The 20,451-nt window shown below is 62.1% G+C and carries 14 protein-coding genes and 2 tRNA genes; 11 read left to right on the plus strand and 5 right to left on the minus strand.

Translation table 11 applies throughout. The features are described 5' to 3' along the window. Positions 1–589: 589 nt before the first annotated feature. The 3 genes from AC16HO_RS12640 to alr all read left to right on the plus strand — a co-directional run bounded on the left by AC16HO_RS12640 (position 590) and on the right by alr (position 6,757). Complete coding sequence (locus AC16HO_RS12640; RefSeq protein WP_395643662.1) at positions 590–2,446, plus strand: serine hydrolase; 1,857 nt, start codon at positions 590–592, stop codon at positions 2,444–2,446. Positions 2,447–2,525: 79 nt separating this feature from the next. Continuing rightward, a complete protein-coding gene (locus AC16HO_RS12645) occupies positions 2,526–5,399 on the plus strand; it encodes a TonB-dependent receptor plug domain-containing protein (protein WP_395643663.1) in 2,874 nt (957 codons plus the stop codon). Positions 5,400–5,473: 74 nt separating this feature from the next. After that, complete coding sequence (gene alr, locus AC16HO_RS12650; protein WP_395643664.1) at positions 5,474–6,757, plus strand: alanine racemase; 1,284 nt, start codon at positions 5,474–5,476, stop codon at positions 6,755–6,757. Between the two features lie 54 nt (positions 6,758–6,811). Here the strand turns inward: alr and AC16HO_RS12655 are convergent, their stop codons facing one another. Further along, the gene (locus tag AC16HO_RS12655) at positions 6,812–7,714 is read right to left on the minus strand and encodes a LysR family transcriptional regulator (protein WP_395643665.1); all 903 of its coding nucleotides are present in this window, start codon (positions 7,712–7,714) and stop codon (positions 6,812–6,814) included. A gap of 219 nt (positions 7,715–7,933) precedes the next feature. Between AC16HO_RS12655 and dgcN the strand changes: the two genes are divergently transcribed. The 6 genes from dgcN to bhcC are packed head-to-tail and all read left to right on the plus strand — an operon-like array spanning position 7,934 to position 15,079. Then, positions 7,934–8,977, plus strand: a complete 1,044-nt coding sequence (dgcN, locus tag AC16HO_RS12660) for an N-acetyltransferase DgcN (RefSeq protein WP_395643666.1) — start codon at positions 7,934–7,936, stop codon at positions 8,975–8,977. Beyond that, a complete protein-coding gene (gene dgcA, locus AC16HO_RS12665) occupies positions 8,962–10,008 on the plus strand; it encodes an N-acetyl-D-Glu racemase DgcA (protein ID WP_395643667.1) in 1,047 nt (348 codons plus the stop codon). The genes dgcN and dgcA overlap by 16 nt, the downstream gene beginning before the upstream one ends. After that, positions 10,005–11,288: a diaminopimelate decarboxylase gene (gene lysA, locus AC16HO_RS12670; protein ID WP_395643668.1), complete on the plus strand. Its 1,284-nt coding sequence runs from the start codon at positions 10,005–10,007 to the stop codon at positions 11,286–11,288. The genes dgcA and lysA overlap by 4 nt, the downstream gene beginning before the upstream one ends. Continuing rightward, the gene (locus AC16HO_RS12675) at positions 11,285–12,838 is read left to right on the plus strand and encodes a serine hydrolase domain-containing protein (protein ID WP_395643669.1); all 1,554 of its coding nucleotides are present in this window, start codon (positions 11,285–11,287) and stop codon (positions 12,836–12,838) included. Before lysA ends, AC16HO_RS12675 begins: the two co-directional genes overlap by 4 nt. Positions 12,839–12,851: 13 nt before the next feature. After that, positions 12,852–13,919: a serine hydrolase domain-containing protein gene (locus AC16HO_RS12680; RefSeq protein ID WP_395643670.1), complete on the plus strand. Its 1,068-nt coding sequence runs from the start codon at positions 12,852–12,854 to the stop codon at positions 13,917–13,919. Continuing rightward, complete coding sequence (gene bhcC, locus AC16HO_RS12685; RefSeq protein WP_395643671.1) at positions 13,916–15,079, plus strand: 3-hydroxy-D-aspartate aldolase BhcC; 1,164 nt, start codon at positions 13,916–13,918, stop codon at positions 15,077–15,079. Before AC16HO_RS12680 ends, bhcC begins: the two co-directional genes overlap by 4 nt. A gap of 96 nt (positions 15,080–15,175) precedes the next feature. Here bhcC and AC16HO_RS12690 read toward each other — a convergent pair whose 3' ends face one another. From AC16HO_RS12690 to ppsA, 4 genes are all read right to left on the minus strand, one after another. After that, on the minus strand, positions 15,176–16,060 hold the full coding sequence (locus AC16HO_RS12690) for an alpha/beta hydrolase family protein (protein ID WP_395643672.1): 885 nt from the start codon (positions 16,058–16,060) through the stop codon (positions 15,176–15,178). A 102-nt stretch (positions 16,061–16,162) separates the two neighbouring features. Continuing rightward, positions 16,163–16,238 (minus strand) — tRNA-Glu (locus AC16HO_RS12695). A gap of 43 nt (positions 16,239–16,281) precedes the next feature. Beyond that, positions 16,282–16,357 (minus strand) — tRNA-Ala (locus AC16HO_RS12700). Between the two features lie 150 nt (positions 16,358–16,507). Then, complete coding sequence (gene ppsA / locus AC16HO_RS12705) at positions 16,508–18,880, minus strand: phosphoenolpyruvate synthase (RefSeq protein WP_395643673.1); 2,373 nt, start codon at positions 18,878–18,880, stop codon at positions 16,508–16,510. A 132-nt stretch (positions 18,881–19,012) separates the two neighbouring features. Between ppsA and ppsR the strand changes: the two genes are divergently transcribed. Together ppsR and AC16HO_RS12715 are read left to right on the plus strand one after the other, a co-directional pair. Next, positions 19,013–19,828: a posphoenolpyruvate synthetase regulatory kinase/phosphorylase PpsR gene (gene ppsR, locus AC16HO_RS12710; RefSeq protein WP_395643674.1), complete on the plus strand. Its 816-nt coding sequence runs from the start codon at positions 19,013–19,015 to the stop codon at positions 19,826–19,828. Between the two features lie 121 nt (positions 19,829–19,949). Then, positions 19,950–20,429 carry a DUF1249 domain-containing protein gene (locus tag AC16HO_RS12715; RefSeq protein ID WP_395643675.1) on the plus strand — a complete coding sequence of 160 codons (480 nt, stop codon included), beginning with the start codon at positions 19,950–19,952 and terminating at the stop codon, positions 20,427–20,429. Positions 20,430–20,451: the final 22 nt, after the last annotated feature.

The raw sequence follows: 20,451 nt of genomic DNA on the forward strand, positions 1-20,451 counted from the left end.
CTCCTCGATCGGACACCGACCGCCGGCGGAAGCAGAAGCGATATATCATCAGCAACAGCAACAACGTGTGATGCCGATGGCGGCTTGACTCACACCAACCAGCCTCCGACGTTCCCGGGGCGGTTCAAGTTCGACTTCATGTTGCGAAGTTTGGGTAGTCGTTGCTGGGGGGCGGGAAAACGCTATTGCGCATGTGTGGTTTTCCATGAAATTGCATTCATCTGCTCCAACCTAAGGTTATGGATCTCGTGTCGCCAGGCGAGTGAATTCTCCGACGCCGCATGCTTTGCGCGGGCATCATGATCTCAGTCAGCGATGGAGCTAAGTGGTGAGATAAAAAAGAGATTTTTTACAGACGCGAAGAGTGAGGCAGTGCGTGTGCACGAGCAGTTCTTTTGTTTCAACCAAGCAACTTGTCCGTGCAAAAGGGGGTTGCGTCGGCTCTTTGACGCTATCGTAGACTGCATGTTACAAAAAATCACTTGTGCAGTGGCAATTCGGTTCGGGGCCAAGGGACGGTGGGCAGTTGCCGACTCGCGCATGACGCGAAAAGTGCGCGGGAGGCAAGCCACCCACTTCGGAATCGTTGATGGCAACCCGTCAACATCATTGCTGGCGATTTGGGGAAAACATGCGAGTCCTGCAACACGCCCTGTCGGATTCTGTTTACGTGTCGATCGTCGCGCACCGACGGGCGTGGTGGAAAATCGGCACCATCGTGCGGCCCGCACTGGCTGTCATGTTGTGTATGGTATCGGCTCTGGCGCGAGCTGGCGACGTGCCGAAGGTTTCGTCAGCGACGACGATGAAACAGGCAGGCATGATAAACATCCGCAGCCGGGTGCCGGACGTATCGCAGTCAATTGCTTATGCAAGCAGCGACAATTTCGTCGGTGTAGCGATCGATGGATATGATGCGCCGTACTGCTGGTTGAAGCGCGATGTCGCGGTGGCGCTAGCTCGCGTAGAAACGGTATTGCGCAAGCATCACATGCGCCTGCGTCTGTTTGACTGCTATCGACCCGCACGCGCCGTTGCCCAGTTCGTGCGCTGGGCCAATGATTCCGGCGACCAGCACACCAAGGCTGCGCATTATCCGAACCTGGACAAGTCGCAGTTGCTCGGCGAATACGTCGCGCCAGTGTCCGTCCATAGCCGCGGCAGTGCCGTCGATCTCACCTTGCTGAAATGTGACGAGCTTGCCGCCGGTTGCGAACCGCTGGATATGGGTACTGGTTTCGATTTTTTTGGGACGCGCGCAAATACCGATTCGTCGGAGGTCAGCGCTGAACAGCGCGCCAACCGTCACTTGCTACGCGCTGCGATGGCCGCACAGGGCTTCGTCAACTACCCGATGGAATGGTGGCATTTCTCTCTGCGCTCCGGGTCGTCACTCAAAGCATCGTATGACATTCCGGTGGCGGCCCATGGCGAATCGATGCGGCGGTATGAAGTCGATCGCCTAATGCGCGTCTATGAAGGGAATGTTCCCGGTGCATCTTTGCTGGTCGTGCGCAGTGGCAAAGTCCTGATAAAAAGCGGCTACGGACGATCCGATCTTGAGCGCGAAACCGATGCCGGTCCGGCAACCAACTATCGGCTCGCATCGGTGACCAAGCAATTCACAGCCGCCGCGATCTTGCTGCTGGCACAGGATGCGATACTTTCCATAGAGGATCCGGTACGCAGGTGGCTGCCCGAGTTACCGAAGTCGGCGGACAGCATCACGCTGCACCATCTACTCGACCATACCTCGGGCCTGCTTGACTACGAAGACTTGATGGCCAAGCCCTACAAGGGTCAGATCAGTGACGCCGGAGTGCTCGCGCTTCTGGCCGGGCAGGACCGGTTGTATTTCCCACCCGGCAGCACCTACCGCTACAGTAATTCCGGTTATGCAATGCTGGCTTTGGTGATCGAACGCGCTTCCGGATTGAGCTATGCCGAATTCCTGCACAGTCACATCTTCGCACGACTAGGCATGCACGACACGTTAGCTTGGGTGGCCGGCGGTCCGGATGTGCCACATCGTGCGTGGGGCTACAGCAAAAAGGGTGCAGGCTGGGAACGCACCGATCAGAACGAATACAGCGCGGTGCTTGGCGACGGTGGCATTTACTCCAACATCGATGATCTCGCCCGCTGGGACGCCGCGCTGTGCGGCGACCGGCTGTTCAGCGAAAAGACGCGGATGCTGGCTTTCGGCAAGCAGGTGCAGGTCTCCAGCGAGCCGGAGGCAACCTACTATGGCTTCGGCTGGCGCGTCACCGATGATCGGCAGTGGCATTCCGGCGAGAGCATCGGCTTTCGCAATACGTTCGTGCGTTGGCCCAAGCAGCATCTGTCGGTGATCTTGCTGAGCAACCGCAATGACCCGACGCCTTACAGCACCGCCATAGAGATCGGCAAATTATTCCTGGCCGACGGGGCGGCCGAATCCCGCTGAACCGCGCATGCACAGTTCCGGAGACTGAAGTGTGACCTCGGTTCATCCATCCATAATCCATTGCACTCGAGGGGTCGATATGCAAATCCAAGCGAATTTCCGACGAAACTTTCTCTGTGCCGCCGTTCTGGCTGCGTTGGCGTGTCCGGCCATCGCCCAAGAAACCGGGCAATCCCCGCTTACGACCTTGGGCGAAGTCAGCGTCACGGGGTCGCGCATCAAGCGCGCTGATGTGGAGGCGGCTTTGCCGATCACCATTGTGAAGAAGGCCGAAATCGAGGCGCAGGGTATCACCTCGGCCGAACAGCTGATGCAGTTCCTCAATATCGCCGGCAACGGTTCCGATGGACTCACGTCGGCTGCGGTCGACATGGACCTCGGCGAGCTGCGCGGCACATCGGGCGTGTCCGGCGCCAACCTTCGCGGTCAGGGTTCTGACGCCACGCTTGTGTTGCTCAATGGCCGCCGCGTCGCCACGCAGGGTCTGCGTGGTCAAGCGGTGGATCTGAATTCCATCCCATTTGCCGCGATTGATCGCGTCGAAATACTGCGCGACGGCGCGTCGGCGGTATACGGCACCGACGCCGTCGGGGGCGTAATCAATTTCATCACTCGCTCCGACTATCGGGGCGTCACGGTCAACGCCGATGCCGACGTGACCCAAGAGGGCGGCGGCAACATCTATAACTTCAGCGTCCTTGGTGGCATCGGTAACCTCGATACCGACCGTTGGAATGCGTGGGGCACGGTCAACTACCGGCGTAGCGAGTTCCTGCGCAGCTACCAGCGCGACTTCGCCAACAGCTTCCAGCCGGACCGCGGCGTATCGCCGGACACGCGCGGCACGCCTTTTGCTACTGTAACTAACGCTGCTGGCGGCATCATCAGTGCTCCTCTGCCCGATCCCGCGGGAGGCGGAGGTCAACGTTACATCAATATTCTCAATCTGCCTGGTGGCGGTGGTTGTGCAAATGGCGGACCAAACATGGGTCCGTACGACTACCGATTGTGGGACGGCAGTAGTTCGAAGTACGCCTGCGCCTGGGACTACCCAGCCGCACAGGCTCTGCAGCAGCCGCTGGAGAGCATGCAAGCGTTGGGCCGCGCAACTTTCAAGTTTGGCGAAAATTCTCAGTTCTATGCCGAAGCGATGGGCTCGCGTGTGGTGTCGCGACGTGAATACGAACCGCTTCAGCTTAGCTCCAGCGCATCGGCGACCGCCGTGCTCGACCCGAGCACCTGGTATCCGCTGAATGCGGATACGCAGGCAACCTACGACAAAATATTCAATGCGCTGGCGGGCTATTTCGGCACCGACAATCTGGTCTATGGCAACAAGATTCCTTATCGCTGGCGCTGCATGGTCTGCGGTCCGAAACAAATCGAGACGACCACCAAATCCTATCGCGTACTGGCGGGATTGAAGGGCAATATCGCCGCGTGGGACTACGACATAGGTCTGTCTCGAGCATCCAGTGAGGCAGATTCGACGCTTGCCGGAGGCTATTATTTTTCGAGTGGGCTCAAACAAATTCTTGGTGGTGGGCTGCTCAATCCGTTCCTGATGCCGGGTCAGCAGCAGAACCCAACTGCCATCACCGCCCTGAAGGATGCATCGGCCACCGGCGTACATTTGTATGGTGGCGAATCCACGGTTACTTCGTTGGACGCCAGTTTCAGCGGTGGTCTCGGCTTCGACCTGAAGGGCGGCGAAGTGCAAATGGCGACCGGCGGAGAGGTGCGTCGCGAGGAGTTCAAGTTCGGCGGAACCCAGGTGCTGAATGGGCTACCGCTCAACTACAACACCATCTATCAGGCGCCATTCGACGATACATTCGATCTGCCCAAGGTCCATCGTGACGTGAAGGCGGTTTACGCTGAGATCAATCTTCCCATCTTGAAGACTTTGGAAGCAAACATCGCTGCACGCTACGATGATTACGACACTTTCGGTGGCACCACCAATCCAAAGTACTCATTCAAGTGGCAACCGATCGAGGACCTGGCATTTCGCGGCGCCTACAGCACCAACTTCAAGGTGCCGGAGTTCAGCATGTTGTTTGCCGGCGTGAACAAGGTGGACTATTTCGGCCTTGATCTGGCCGACCCGGCCACATGTCCCAGCGGCATCGCCAACTCATCGGTGTCGGGCTGCGCGATGATCCAGCCGACCATCATTACCGGGGGTAAGGCCGATCTGCAGCCGGAGAAGGCAAAGCAGAAGAGCTTGGGCATGATCTATGCGCCCAGCGGCAGCTTCAACTTTACCCTTGACTGGTGGCAGATCGAGCGCACCAACACCATTCGCGTGCCCGATCAGCAAACCCTGATCACCGACTACAACCTGTTTTCTGCCAACTGGATCCGCGATTCCAGCGGCAAAGTGATCGCGATTGATCGCCGTTACATCAACTCTGGCGGCACACTGATGAGCGGCATCGAGATTGACGCCAATCTGATGGGCGATTTGGCTGGCGGCCGCTGGCATATCAATCTCAACGGCAGCTACATAGACACTTTCAAGGAGAAGCCGCTGGCCAACGAGCCGTACGGTCCCAATAAAGTGGGCCAATACGTCCGCTTCTACAATCTGCCCCTGAAGTGGAAGCACACCCTGAATTTCACCTGGGGCAAGGGCGACTGGGCGCACACTCTGACCCAGATCTATCGCGCCGGCTATAAGGACGAGCTGCCGGTCAGTGTCGACAACGGTACCTACATTCCAAAGAATTGGAACCCGGATGTGGACGACTACGTTACCTACAACTACAGCGTGACGTGGACGGGATTGAAGAACGCGAAGTTGACCTTCGTTGTGCGCAACATTCTGAATACCGATCCACCATTCACTGCGCATCAGGTCGATTTCGCGGCTGGCGCCGCTTGGGAGCCACGCGTCGCCGACCCGCGTGGCCGATCGTTCAATCTGCTAGGCGAGTACAAGTTCGATTGATGGCTAGAATCGATCGGAGTTGCAGAACCAGCTACCACCCGCTGGTTGGCGGCCACGTTTTCCAGAGAGTAGTCATGTCCAACAGTCAACCCGGATCCAACAGTCGGCGCCAGTTTATTGCCGCCATTATGGGCACGGCGCTGGCCGTGTCCATCGACGCGAAGTCTGCGCCTCCGCTCGTCCGGCGGAAGACGTGGTTCGGGCAAATGCCGAATTCGTGGATCGAAGTCGATACCGGCATTTTTGAGAGCAACCTGCGACTCGTTCAGTCAGCGTTGACCAAAGGCACCCGCCTGTGTGCCATCATGAAAGCAGACGCCTACGGGATCGGCATCGACAAGCTGATACCCAGCATCACCAAAGCGCGCATATCGCATGTCGGCATCGCCAGCACTGAAGAAGCACGTATGGTGCGGGCCTGCGGTTTTAAGGGACGTATGCTGCGCGTGCGCGCCGCCACTGTCGATGAGATCGAAGCCGCATTTCCGTACAAGGTCGAGGAATTGGTGGGCAATCTGCAAGTGGCGCGAGTCATGGGCGAACTGGCTCGCAAGCACGGCAGCGCTATGCATGTGCATCTCGCTTTGAACGCGGGGGGGATGAGCCGAAACGGCCTGGACATGGCCACGGAAAAGGGGCGGCGAGATGCGCGCGAAATCGCGGGAATCCCGAGCCTGCGCATCGTCGGCCTCATGACCCATTTTCCAACGGAGGAACGCGCGGATGTCCTGAAAGTCCTCGCCGCCTTTACCGAGCAGACGACTTGGCTGTTCGCCAACAGCGGATTGCGGCGGGAAAATGTCATTTTGCATACTGCGAACTCGTTCGCAACGCTTCACGTTCCGGAAGCACATCTCGACATGACGCGGACGGGTGGTGCGTTGTACGGCTACGGCGGTACGCAAAAGCCGCCGTTTGCCCATGTGGCGTCCTTCAAGACGCGGGTGGCCTCGGTAAATGCCTATCCTGCGGGCAATACGGTGAGCTACGACCGAACCTTCACCCTGAAACGGGATTCGCTGCTGGCCAATCTACCGGTCGGCTACTCCGATGGCTACCGACGCGCTTACTCGAACAAAGGGGCCGTTTTGATCCACGGGCAGCGCGCACCCGTCGTCGGCAACGTCACCATGAACACTACGATGGTGGATGTAACTGACATCCCGGGCGTCACGGCGGGCGATGAAGTCGTGCTGTTCGGACGGCAGGGCTGCGCACAGATTACCCAAGCGGAAATCGAAGAACTCACCGGCGTGATATTGGCCGACCAGTACACGATCTGGGGCAACGCTAATCCGAAAATCCTACGCCCGCGCAAGAGTGTTGACTCGACCGCGTGCCCTGCCCGCGTCGTGTAAAATCGAAAGTCACGCCGGTTCGGCACCCCGCTGGACGATTCGTGGAACTCCGTATCAATACTGGGCAAGCACGCGCTGGGCGAGTTGTCGCACCAGGTCGAGAAATCGCTTTTGTACCGGATCGAGCGGATTGTCCGGTCGATGCATCGCATACAGGACGACATCGAGATGGGGTTTCAGTGGACGCACCTGCACGCTGTGCGGGCTGCCGCAGCGTGCGGTGAACGGGTCGACCAACGCCAGACCTTCACCTTTTGCGACAAGGGAATGCGCCAGTTGGTAGGTCTGTACCGAAACCGCGATCCTCGGTGCCGGTTGCAGTTGAGCAAGGTGGATTTGCAGCGCGCGCCCCAACGCGTCGCGTACGGTGATGCCGACCATCGGCTGGTTGGCCAGCGCCTCGATCGGCAGAGGCGACATCAGCTCTTTCTCCGGCCACCAGCCCGGCGGCGCGATCACCATGACCTGCCCGCGGCAGAGCACGCGCTGGCGCAGGTTCTGGTGGCCGGTGTCCTGCAGGGTCAGGCCGATGTCGGTGTCGCGCAGCATCAGCGATTCGCACATCGCCGCCGAATGCTGGGTGGACAGTTCGGCGATCACGTCGGGAACGGCCTTGCGCAGCAGCGTCGTCGCACCGGCGAGCAGGGTCAGCGCCAGCGTCGGCGTGCAGGTGACCCGCAAAGGACAATTCCCCGGCTGACTCATGTTTTTCGTCAGCCGTTCCAGGTCGTGCACGTCCTGGATGATCTTCTCGATCCGGTCGCGCAGCAGCAACGCCTGCGGGGTTGCCTGCAGGCGACCGTGCACGCGGCTGAACAGGGCGAAGCCGAGTCGGTCCTCGGCATGTTGCAACGCCTTGCTCGCGGCCGGCTGCGAGATGTTCAACATCTTCGCCGCGGCGGTGATGCTGCCGGTGGTCAACACGGCGTGGAAAAGTTCAATGTAGCGCAAGTGCATGTCGATTCCCCGAAATTTTCTTCGACGGTACCATGCTCGAGTGCAGCACAAACGGTTGGTGCAAGGCAAACGCGGGGGCTCGATCGCCGGCTTGCGCGAAAATGGCCACAACCGTGAGTTATGCCATGTACCGGTCTTTTCATTGGTGGCCGGCATGCGCCGATGGTTATGCTCCGACAGCCTTCCGATGCAGAACAGATTCAGATGGAGCCTGATTCCATGACCAGCCACGGCGACGCAGCCAGCCAAACCCGTTGGGGGCCACCGTACCTGCTGTATCTGGGCGGTCCGGCCGACGATCTGGCGATCAAGACCGCGCGTGGATTGGCGTACTGGCGGCCCGGTTGGTGCATCGGGCAGAACCGGCGCGCCAACTGCAACCAGACGCTCGACCTGCCCGACATGACGCCGGCGCAGGCCAGGGCGGCGGGTGCGAACACGATGGTGATCGGCACGGCCAATGCCGGCGGGGTGATGGCGAAGGAGACCGTCGCCGACATCATCGCCGCGCTCGATGCCGGCCTCAACGTTATCGCCGGCCTGCATCAGAAACTGCGCGACAACGCAGACATTGTTGCCGCTGCGGAACGCAATGGCCGCGAGCTGTTCGATGCGCGTGAGCCCAAGGGCCGCATCCCCGTCGGCAACGGCAGGAAGCGCGCGGGCCGGCGTGTGCTGACGGTCGGTACCGATTGCTCGGTCGGCAAGATGTACACCACGCTCGCACTCGAGCGCAGCCTGCGCAAGCGCGGCCTTGCCGCGGATTTCCGCGCGACCGGGCAGACCGGCATCTTCATCGCCGGTGACGGTGTGCCGGTCGATGCAGTGATCGCCGATTTCATCTCGGGCTCGGTCGAATCGATCTCGCCGCCGCGCACCGACGGCGGCTGGGACCTCATCGAAGGCCAGGGCTCGCTGTTCCATCCCTCGTACGCGGGCGTGTCCCTGGGTTTGCTGCACGGTGCGCAGGCCGATGCGCTCGTGCTCTGCCACGAGCCCACGCGCAGGCACATGCGCGGGCTGCCGCATTATCCGATTCCCGAACTCAAGCTTTGCCTGGAAGCCAACCTCGCTGCCGCGCGTCTAACCAATCCCGCGGTCAAGGCGGTCGGCATCGCGCTCAACACGTCCAATCTACCGGCCGCGGAAGCAGCCGCGATGTGTCGCGAAATCGGCGACCGGCTCGGCCTGCCGTGCCAGGACCCGGTCAGCATGGGCGTCGAAGCGATCGTCGACCAGTTGCTTTCATGCTGCGCGAGCTGAGCGTCCGGCCGCGCAGCTTTCCGCTGCACTCGCCGTTCCGCATCGCGCGCGGCGTGAAGCATGCGGCCGAGGTGGTCACGGTCGAACTCGCGCAGGCCGGCTGCGTCGGCCGCGGCGAATCGGTTCCCTATGCACGCTATGGCGAATCGGTCGCTGCGGTGATTGCGGAAATCGAATCGCTGCGCGACGACCTTTGCGCCGGCGTGGGTCGCGACGAATTGCAGGCACGGCTCGCACCCGGCGCCGCGCGCAATGCACTTGACGCGGCGCTGTGGGATCTCGAAGCGAGGCTCACGCGCGTGCCCGTTTGGAGTCAACTGGCGCGGCCGCCGCACCAGCCGCTGGTAACCGCGTTGACGGTCAGCCTCGATACGCCGCAGGCGATGGGGCAGGCGGCATCGAACATCGCCGATGCCGGACTGATCAAGATCAAGGTCGATGCCGACGATCCGCTCGCACGCATCGAAGCCGTGCGCCGCGCTGCGCCCGCCGCGCGGCTGATCGTCGATCCGAATGAAAGCTGGACGATCGATATCCTGCGCGAGACGCAGGATGCCCTCGTGCGCCTGAAAGTCGACCTGCTCGAACAGCCGTTGCCGGCCGATGCGGACGGCGCACTGCGCGAATTTTCAAGCCGCGTTCCGATCTGCGCCGACGAGGCTTGCCACACAGTGGCAGACTTGCCCGCGCTGGTCGGCCGCTATCAGGCCATCAACATCAAGCTCGACAAGACTGGTGGCCTGACCGAAGCCTGGCGCCTGCTGCGTGCGGCGAAGGCCGAAGGTTTCATCATCATGGTCGGCTGCATGGTGTGCTCGTCGCTGGGCATCGCTCCGGCGCTGGAAATCGCGCGCGATGCGGAGTTCGTCGATCTGGACGGACCGTTTTGGCTGGTGGACGACTACCCCGACGGCGCCGGCCTGCGCGGAGGCAGGCTGATGCCGCCGCCGGCGGGTTTCTGGGGCGGATGTACGCGAGCCGCGGCATCGCGGCCCGGGTCCTCAACAGGGCTTTTCCGAACAACTCCATGACCAACTTGGCGACCATTACCGAATCCCCGTGCAGCGCCGACGTATCTTGGGACGGCGTCGATCTGCCAACTCTGGCGCAGCGAGTCGGAACGCCGTGCCATGTGTATTCCGCGGCATCGATCCGGCAGCGTATCGGCGCGTTGCAGGCGGCCCTGCGCGGGCTCGACGCGCTGGTGTGCTACGCGGCCAAGGCCAACAGCAATATCGCGATCCTGCAACTGATGGCACAGGCCGGGTTCGGCGCGGACATTGTTTCGGCCGGCGAGATGCGGCGCAGCCTGCGCGCCGGCATTCCGGCGCAGCGCATCGTTTTTTCCGGCGTCGGCAAGAGCGCCGAGGAGATCGTCGAAGCATTGACCGCCGGCATCGCGCGCTTCAACGTGGAGTCCGAGGACGAACTGCATCTGCTGCAGCGGCTCGCGGCAGAGCAGGGTGTGATTGCGCATGCCGCGGTACGCGTCAATCCCGATGTCGATGCCCTCACTCACGCCAAGATTTCCACCGGCAAATCGGAGAACAAGTTTGGCGTCGGCATCGACGAGGCGCGCCGCTGGTTCGCCGATAGCGCGCAATTCACGCATGTGCGACTCGATGGTCTGCACGTGCATATCGGTTCGCAGATGCTCGATCTCGCACCGATCCGCGTGGCGCTGCAGCGTGTCGCCGACTTCTGGCGCGAACTCGCCGCGGCCGGCCGCGCAATCAACAGCATCGATGTCGGCGGCGGTCTGGGCGTGTGCTATCGCGCCGGCCGCGATCAGCCGATGGTCATCGAGGACTACGTCGCCGTCGTTCGTGGTGCGCTGGCCGGCTTCGGCGGCCGCATCCTGTTCGAACCCGGGCGCTGGCTGGTGGCCGAGGCCGGCGCATTGCTGACGCGCGTGATCCGCGTCAAACAGGGCCGCCAGCGCCGCTTCCTCGTGGTGGACGCGGCAATGACCGAGCTGCTGCGACCCAGCCTGTACGATGCCTGGCACGAGATCGTGCCGGTGACGCGCGAACGACGTCCATCGCAGGTCTACGATGTGGTCGGGCCGGTATGCGAAACCGGCGACACATTTGCTGTCGAGCGCGAACTGCCGCGCTGCGAAGCCGGTGATCTGCTGATGATCCGGACCACCGGCGCCTATGGCGCGTCGATGGCATCGACCTACAATTCGCGGCCGCTGGTGGCCGAAGTGCTGCTCGACCACGGCCGGTATGCGATCGTACGGCGCCGCCAGACTGTCGAGGACATGCTCGCCGGCGAGCAGCCGGCACGGGAGTGGGAGGTTACGTGAATCGTTTCATCGCCTCGATCTGCCTCGCATCCGCATTGGCGCTTTGCACAGCCTTCACGCCCGCAGCGAGCACGAACCCGAAATCGGGCATCGACGACATCGTCGACGCCGTGGCCGCGCGTTACCACCTGCCGGGTATTGCCGTCGGCGTCATCGACGACGGCAAGGTCGTCTACACGCGTACGCTCGGCAATCTCGCCTCGGGCAAGCCGATGGATGCGGACACGCTGTTCCAGATTGCCTCCAACAGCAAGGCGATGACCTCCACGCTGCTCGCGCGGCTCGTGCAGCAGGGCGCGCTGCGCTGGGACGATCCGGTCACGAAATACCTGCCGTCGTTCCGCATGCACGATGCGTGGGTCACGGCGAACATGCAGGTCGGCGATCTGCTCGTGCATCGCAGCGGCTTGCCCGAAGGCGCGGGCGACCTGATGTTGTGGCCGACGCCGAACCAGTTCACTCCCGACGACGTCGTTACGGGTCTGCAATACCTCAAACCGGCCTACAGCTTCCGCGCGGGTTACGCCTACGACAACACCCTGTACATCGTCGCCGGCCAGCTCGCGGCCGCGGCCGGCGGCGCACCATATCCGGAGTTGATGCGTCGCGAGGTTTTCGCGCCGATGGGCATGACGCGTTGCCAGATCGGCACCTGGAATCGCGTCGATGTCGGCAATGTCGCCGATCCGAATGTCTGGCGCGACGGCAAATACGTGCTCGACGCGAGCACCGATCCGGTCGTGCACGCGCAGACGATGGACTCGGCCGGCGGCGTGCGTTGCAGTTTGAACGACATGCTGACCTGGGCGAAGAACTGGCTGGTGCCGACGCCACCGCAGCTCCGCTGGCTGTCGCCCGAGCAGCGCCAAAAGGAATGGACGAGCTACACGCCGATGCCGATTTCCGCGCGCCGTCGCGCCTGGGACGGCACACTGTTCTACGGTTATGGCTACGGTTGGCGCATCGCCGATGTCGACGGACAGATGACAGTGTCGCACACCGGCACGTTGTCGGGCATGTATTCCGCAATGATGCTGCTGCCGTTGCGCAGGAGCGGTTTCGTCGTTCTGATCAACGCCGATGCCGACAACGCGCGCAGCGTGCTGATCGAGACGCTGACCAAGCATTTCACCGCACCGGACAAAGCACGCAGCGTGGCCAGTTATGCCGACGAGCTCGATCAGGCAGACAAGCAGCGGCGCAGCTCGCGCATCCCCGATACGTCGTCGCGCAAACCCGCTGCGGTCGCGGACCTGAAAGCGCAACTGGGTGTGTGGCGCGATCCGTGGTTCGGCGAAGTGCGCATTTGTGCGCAGGGCAATGCGGTGCGTTTTGCCGCGGCGAAATCGCCACGCATGGCCGGGCAGGTCATGCGTGTCGGCGACAGATATCTCGTGCACTGGGACAGCGACGCGGTGGATGTCGAGGCGTGGCTGCGCTTGCCGGGAAAATCCGGTGATACGCTGCATCTGGCCAAGGTCGATCCCGACGCCGACTTCAGTACGGATTTCGAGGACCTGGCCTTCACCCGCGAACGCGGCTGCGAATAGGGAGCCGACAGACATGCTGCGCAAACGTTTCTTCCTCTCCGCGATCGCGCCGTTGGCACTGGCCGTCTGCGCGCACGCACAATCCGCGGCGCCGGCGAACGACGCGCGCATCGACACGTTGATGCGCCGCTACACCGGCAACGTGGCCGGCGCTTCGCTGATCGTCGTCAAGGACGGCAAGGCTGTCGTGCGTCGCGGCTTCGGCTATGCGAATCTCGAACAACACGTCAAGGCCGGCCCCGAAACCAACTACCGCCTCGCTTCGGTCTCCAAGCAGTTCACCGCGGCCTGCATCCTGCTGTTGAAACAGGACGGCAAGCTGCAGCTCGACGATCCGATACGCAAGTGGCTGCCCGAATTGCCTGCGAGCGACGGCAAGATCACGATCCGCAACCTGCTGACCCACACCGGCGGATTGATCGACTATGAGGATTTGATTCCGGCCAATCGTACCGCGCAGCTCGACGACAACGACGTGCTGCGCATGATCGCCGCGCAGAACCGCCTGTATTTCGAGCCCGGCAGCGCGCATCGTTACAGCAACGGCGGTTTCGTGCTGCTCGGCCTGATCGTGCAGCGCATTTCGGGCATGGACCTGGCCGATTTCATGAACAAGCGCGTCTTCCATCCGCTGGGCATGGAGCACACGTTGATGTACGAACACGGCCGCGGTCCCGAAGTGGCGAACCGCGCCTACGGCTACACCGAAACCGACGGCAAGTGGACGCGCACCGACCAGAGCGTCACCAGCGCCACGCGCGGCGACGGCGGCATCTACTCGTCGGTCGACGATCTGGCCAAATGGGATGCGGCCTTGTATACCGACAAGCTGCTGGATGCGGACTCGCGCAAGCTCGCGTTCACGCCCACCGAACCGATCGCCGACCCCGACGTGGATTACGGATTCGGCTGGCGCCTCAGCGGCGATACCGTGTGGCACTCCGGTGAAAGCATCGGCTTCAACAACGTCATCATCCGTTGGCCGAAACAGCATGTCACCGTCGTCATCCTGACCAATCGCAACGAATTCCAGCCGTACCCGCTGGCATTGACGATCGGCCAGTTGTTCCTGGATCGATGAACGCGACGCCGGATTTCGCCGGCCTCGAAGTCGGCTACGACATTCCCGCGCTGCCGGGCATGGACGCGGCGGACATCCAGACGCCTTGCCTGATCCTCGACCTCGATGCGCTGGAGCGCAACATCCGCAAGATGGGCGGCTACGCCAAGGCGCACGGCATGCGCCACCGCAGCCACGGCAAGATGCACAAGTCGGTGGACGTGCAGAAACTGCAGGAGCGATTGGGCGGGGTGGTCGGCGTCTGCTGCCAGAAGGTTTCCGAGGCCGAGGTCTTCGCGCGCGGCGGCATCAAGGACATCCTCGTCTCGAACGAAGTGCGTGATGCGATGAAGATCGACCGCCTCGCGCGCCTGCCGAGGTACGGGGCGCGCATCGGAGTCTGCATCGATGATCTGGAGAACGTGGCCGAGCTTTCGCATGCCGCGCAGAAACATGCCACGACGCTGGAATGTCTCGTCGAGATCGACTGCGGCCATGGCCGCTGCGGTATCGGCACGGCTGGTGGGGCCGTGGCGATCGCCCAAGCCATCGATGCGGCGCCCGGCCTCAAATTCGCCGGCATCCAGGCTTATCAGGGCGGTATGCAGCACCTGGAAAATTACGCCGAACGCAAGATCAAACTCGACGAAGCCGTCGCCATGACCAAAGCCGCCGTCGAGGCGTTGCGCACAGCCGGCCTGAAACCTGAAATCGTCTCGGGTGGAGGCACGGGTTCCTACTATTTCGAATCGAATTCCGGCATCTACAACGAACTGCAATGCGGCAGTTACGCGTTCATGGACGCGGACTACGGGCGCATCAATGACCAGCATGGAAACCGCATCGATCGCGGCGAATGGGAAAACGCACTGTTTATCCTGACCTCGGTGATGAGCCATGCCAAATCCGGCCAGGCGGTCTGCGATGCGGGACTCAAGGTGCAGTCGCTCGACAGCGGCCTTCCCGTCATCCATGGCCGCGACGATGTGAAATACGTCAGCGCATCGGACGAACACGGCGTGATCGAAGATACGCGCGGTGTTCTGCGCAGCAACGAAAAACTGAAGCTCGTACCCGGGCATTGCGATCCGACCTGCAATTTGCACGACTGGTACGTCGGCGTGCGCGACGGCAAGGTCGAGGTGCTCTGGCCGGTGTCGGCGCGTGGGAAAGCCTATTGATGCTTCGCACGCTCAAGCGGTCTCATGCCCGGATGAAGGCGCGTGGACTGCGTCCTTCGGAAGCCCTCGGAATCGGCCGAGGGGAAGGTTGAGATCTCAGCGATCGGGAAGCTTCTGCAACCAATCGACAATCAAAGCCGCAAGCGCGATTCGGCGATCCTGAAAACTATGATCACTTTCAAGCGTGACGGCGGTGACCTTGCCACCGGCGCTGGTCACTGCTTCCGCAAGCTTCCGGTTATCCTCACCCCGCCCGCGCGACGCGCCGATAATCAGCAGCGGCTCGTGGGTAAGTTCCGCAGCCCAGGACAGGTAGTTCCATTCGGTGCGATGGGCTATCGTCTCCGCGACCACGCTGACTGCGGTGGCCCCGTTTAGCGAATTGCCGATGTCGTTGAATCGCTTCTCTGCCGTCGCCGGCAATTCGTTGTTTGGAACTATATGCATCTGCTCGCCGGTCGAGCCGGCATTCCAGGCATCGATCAGCACGACCCCTTGGAGACGGCGATCGTGGCGGGCGTGTGCAGCGCTCGCAAACCCGCCCATGCTGTGACCGCCAATCACGATTCGCCGCGCATCGATACCAAACTTTTTTGCAACATCGGTCCGCCGCACAAACTCCATCGCCGCGTCCGCGTCCTCCAGCACATGCGCGATAGAGAACACCCCCGGGCTGCCCCAAGCACCCCGGTAATGCAGCGTCAGCACATTCCATCCTCCGCGGCGAATAGCCTGAGCCAAATCGAGATTTTGCTCATTGCCAGGGAATCCATGGAACAGCACCATCGTGGGATGCGGGCCTGAACCACCCGCCAGATAAAAGAACGCGTTCATACCCATGCCATGACTGGGTATCAGCACTTCAGCCGAGCTGGGCGGGTGTGCCAAGTCGGGTTCCGGGTCCCTTACCACGGCAGGCGGAATGGGTTGACCGGCATCGCCAGCACGAGCCAGCGAGGACAACACGAACAGCAGAGCCACGACAGTCGGAGTCTTCACGTGATGCTCCCAACGCCTGAAACGAAAAAACCCCGGATTTACCGGGGTTTTTCGGCCTTCCTCGGAATCGGAAGGAAGTATATATGGCGTCCCCAGGGGGATTCGAACCCCCGTTACCGCCGTGAAAGGGCGATGTCCTGGGCCTCTAGACGATGGGGACGCCGAGAAAACCTTGGGTTTGGGAAACCCGTGCGAGGATCAAGTGGTGGAGCTAATCGGGATCGAACCGATGACCTCCACAATGCCATTGTGGCGCTCTCCCAGCTGAGCTATAGCCCCACTTGATCCGCCCGCGGAAAGGCCAGGGATTCCGCGGTTCCGGCCGAATTCCGGGAATCCGGCCGGTTCGCTGATTCAGTCAAACCGTTTCAGCGAGCCGTAAATTGTAACTGCAAATTTCTTTCGGCGCAAAGCCCTTTCCCGGGTTGCTCAGGCGAAGCGGCTCTTCGCCAGATGCAACCAGGTATCTACGACCGTGTCCGGGTTGAGCGAGATCGACTCGATGCCTTGTTCGAGCAGCCATTGCGCCAGGTCCGGATGATCGCTCGGGCCCTGGCCGCAGATGCCGACGTATTTGCCTTTCTTCTTCGCGGTCGAGATCGCCATCGACAGCATTTTCTTCACCGCCGGGTTGCGCTCGTCGAACAGGTTGGCGACGATCGAGGAGTCGCGGTCGAGGCCGAGCGTGAGCTGAGTCAGGTCGTTCGAGCCGATCGAGAAGCCGTCGAAGATGTCGAGGAACTCGTCGGCGAGCAGTGCATTCGACGGCACTTCGCACATCATGATGACCTTGAGACCGTCCTTGCCCTGTTCGAGGCCGTTTTCGCGCAGTACTTCGATCACCTTGCGGCCTTCTTCGAGCGTGCGCACGAACGGGATCATCACCCAGGCATTGGCGAGTCCCATCTCCTCGCGCACTTTTTTCATCGCGCGGCATTCGAGCGCGAACGACGGCTTGAAGCTCGGATCGACGTAACGGCTCGCGCCGCGGAAGCCGATCATCGGGTTTTCCTCGTGCGGTTCGTAACGCTTGCCGCCGATCAGATTGGCGTATTCATTCGATTTGAAGTCGGACAGACGCACGATGACCGGATTCGGTGCGAACGCGGCGGTGATCGTCGCGATGCCTTCGGCGAGACGATCGACGTAGAACTGCACCGGGTCGCCGTAGCCGGCGGTGCGCTCGTCGATCTTGCGCTTGGTTTCCGCGTCCTGCACGGCATATTCGAGCAGCACCTTCGGATGGATGCCGATATGGCTGGCGATGATCATTTCCAGGCGCGCGAGGCCGACTCCGGCATTCGGCAGCATGGCGAAATCGAACGCGCGCTCGGGGTTGGCCACGTTCATCATGATCTTGAGCGGGGCAGGCGGCATCTGCGCAAGATCGGCCGTGACTTTCTCGAACTTGAGCAGGCCCTGGTAGATCGTGCCGGTGTCGCCTTCGGCGCAGGACACCGTGACTTCGGCGCCATCGGGAATCTTGTCGAGCCCGTCGCCCGTGCCGACGACGGCCGGCACGCCGAGTTCGCGCGCGATGATCGCGGCGTGGCAGGTGCGGCCACCGCGATTGGTCACGATAGCCGCGGCGCGCTTCATCACCGGCTCCCAGTCGGGATCGGTCATGTCGGCGACGAGCACGTCGCCGGCCTCGACGCGAGCCATGTCTTTGAGGGAGCGGATCACGCGCGCCTTGCCCGCACCGATCTTCTGGCCGATCGCGCGGCCTTCGGCGAGCACGGGGCCGCGCTCGTGGAGTTGATAGCGCTCGATCTGGGTGGCGCGCGCGCGCGACTTCACCGTCTCCGGACGCGCCTGCACAATGTATACCTTGCCGGTGTTGCCGTCCTTCGCCCATTCGACGTCCATCGGGCGACCGTAGTGCTGCTCGATGATCAAGGACTGGCGTGCAAGTTCATGCACATCCTCGTCGCTGATCGAGAATGCAACGCGGTCGTTGTGCGGCACTTCCTCGATGCGCACGCGCTCGCCGGGCTTGGACGAATACACCATGCGCTGCTGCTTGGCACCGATCTGTCGGCGCAGGATCGCGGGTTTGCCCTGGCACAGCGTGGGCTTGTAGACGTAGAACTCGTCCGGATTGACCGCGCCCTGCACGACCATTTCGCCGAGGCCGTAGCTCGCGGTGACGAACACCGCGTCGCGGAAACCCGATTCGGTGTCGAGCGTGAACAGCACGCCCGAGGCACCAATATCGGAGCGCACCATCAATTGCACGCCGGCGGAAAGGAACACGTCCTCGTGTGCGTAGCCGTGATGCACGCGGTAGGCGATGGCGCGATCGTTGTAGAGCGAGGCGAACACTTCCTTGATCTTGTGCACGACATCGTCGGCGCCGGAGACGTTGAGGAAGGTTTCCTGCTGGCCAGCGAACGAAGCGTCGGGCAGGTCTTCGGCGGTGGCCGACGAACGCACGGCGACGGCGACGTTCTCAGCGCCCGCGTTCTTGCACAATCTGGCGTAAGCGGCGCGCACGGCCGCGTCGAATTCGGGGATCAGCGGCGTGTCGATCACCCATTGGCGGATCTCGCCGCCGGCACGGGCCAGCGCTTCGACATCATCGACGTCGAGCGTGGCGAGGCGATCCTGGATGCGCTTGGCGAGGCCGCTCTGCGCGATGAACTGCTTGAACGCATCGGCCGTCGTCGCGAACCCGCCCGGCACCGATACACCGAGCTTGGCAAGGTTGCCGATCATTTCGCCGAGCGAGGCATTCTTGCCGCCTACCTTGCCGAGGTCGGACAGACGCAGTTGATCGAGCCACAGAACCAGATCGCTCAAGGATTTCTCCGGTGGATGCGCGGGGGCCGCAGGGACCTGTCATTTTCGCCGGTTTGTGCGCTGCAAAACAAGTTGACGGCGCGCTGCGCGGCATCGCGTACACTGCGCGCTCCCGCGATTGCGAGTCTTGCGATGACCCGAAGCGTCTTCTATGTATCCGATGGTACCGGTATCACCGCAGAGACGATCGGACACTCGGTGCTGACCCAGTTCGACGGCGTCGAATTCAACACGTTCCGCATCCCGTTCGTCGATACCGAAGAAAAAGCCCGCGCCGCGGCGGCGCGCATCCGCAACGCCTATACCTCGAACGGGATCAAGCCGATCCTGATCAATTCGGTCGTCGACCCGGCCATCGGGGAAGTGCTGGCCGCGTCCGGCGCGCTGATGCTCGACATCTTCGCGCCGTTCATCGCGCCGCTAGAGAGCGAGCTCGGCATGAAGCGCTCGCGCAGCGTCGGCAAGGCGCACGGCATGACCAACTTCGCCGAATACGAGGCGCGCATCAATGCGACCAACTACGCGCTGACCCACGACGACGGGCTCGACGTGAACTATGCGGATGCCGACCTGATCCTCGTCGGCGTGTCGCGCGTCGGCAAGACGCCGACCTGTTTGTACATGGCGCTGCACTACGGAGTGAAGGCGGCGAACTATCCGCTGACGCCGGATGATCTGGAGCGACTGGAAATTCCGCCGCGGCTCAAGCCGTACAAGCAGCGCCTGTTCGGTCTCGACATCGATCCGATCCGCCTGTCGCAGGTGCGCGAGGCGCGCAAGCCCGGCAGCAAGTACGCCAAGATCGAGCAGTGCCGCCACGAACTCGCGCTCGCCGACAAGTTGTTCCGGCGCGAGAACATTCCGGTGCAGAACACGACGCACACATCCATCGAGGAGATCGCGAGCAAGATCCTCGCCTGGCTGGGCATCGAGAAACACTTGTTCTGACGGATGAACCGCGATGACGCCGTGCGCGTCAGCGAATAGCGGCTGCGGATTTCCAACTTACCCCCGGACAACCGAATGCGCAAGTCTGGCGGGGCAGGGGGACGACGCCTATGATTCGGCCATGTCCGCCGTACTCGAAAAACCTTCCGCCGTGTTGCCGAGCAGGTTCGCCTACCTGATGGGGCTGTACGCGGAAAACTATCATCGCCTCGCCCGCGTGTTCGCGCCGCAATCACTCGACGTCGGCAGCTATGTGTCTTCGGTCGACGATGGCCTCGACGTGCAACTCGATCTGCTCGAGCGCCACGCCTACACGCTCGAACTGAAACTGTCCTATCACATGCGCAACGCGGGCGAGGAAACTCCGGCATCCGCCTGGCTGCGCATGTACAGCGATGCGCACGTCGCCGAGGTTTCGCACTATCACGCCGGCAAGCATCTCTGGCACGCGCTCGGCGCGTTCCCGGCGACCAAGACCCTGTTCGCGCACCGCATGCGCATGGCGAGCTTCCTCAACCGCTGGCTCGAGTATCTGGCCGAGCAGGGCCATTCGCGTGGTACGCTCGTGGCTTTCGCCGAGGGCGCGGAAACGCGACAATAGCCGCGGCTCGTCGCGAAGCGGG

The organism is Rudaea sp., from assembly GCF_057139185.1.

Bases quoted from the DNA above. Each gene is read 5' to 3' on its own strand.
- alr (WP_395643664.1), top strand. From the start codon at position 5,474: ATGTCCAACAGTCAACCCGGATCCAACAGTCGGCGCCAGTTTATTGCC.
- lysA (WP_395643668.1), top strand. From the start codon at position 10,005: ATGACCAACTTGGCGACCATTACCGAATCCCCGTGCAGCGCCGACGTA.
- AC16HO_RS12715 (WP_395643675.1), top strand. From the start codon at position 19,950: ATGTCCGCCGTACTCGAAAAACCTTCCGCCGTGTTGCCGAGCAGGTTC.
- bhcC (WP_395643671.1), top strand. From the start codon at position 13,916: ATGAACGCGACGCCGGATTTCGCCGGCCTCGAAGTCGGCTACGACATT.
- ppsR (WP_395643674.1), top strand. From the start codon at position 19,013: ATGACCCGAAGCGTCTTCTATGTATCCGATGGTACCGGTATCACCGCA.
- AC16HO_RS12680 (WP_395643670.1), top strand. From the start codon at position 12,852: ATGCTGCGCAAACGTTTCTTCCTCTCCGCGATCGCGCCGTTGGCACTG.
- dgcA (WP_395643667.1), top strand. From the start codon at position 8,962: ATGCTGCGCGAGCTGAGCGTCCGGCCGCGCAGCTTTCCGCTGCACTCG.
- dgcN (WP_395643666.1), top strand. From the start codon at position 7,934: ATGACCAGCCACGGCGACGCAGCCAGCCAAACCCGTTGGGGGCCACCG.
- AC16HO_RS12640 (WP_395643662.1), top strand. From the start codon at position 590: ATGGCAACCCGTCAACATCATTGCTGGCGATTTGGGGAAAACATGCGA.
- AC16HO_RS12645 (WP_395643663.1), top strand. From the start codon at position 2,526: ATGCAAATCCAAGCGAATTTCCGACGAAACTTTCTCTGTGCCGCCGTT.
- AC16HO_RS12655 (WP_395643665.1), bottom strand. From the start codon at position 7,714: ATGCACTTGCGCTACATTGAACTTTTCCACGCCGTGTTGACCACCGGC.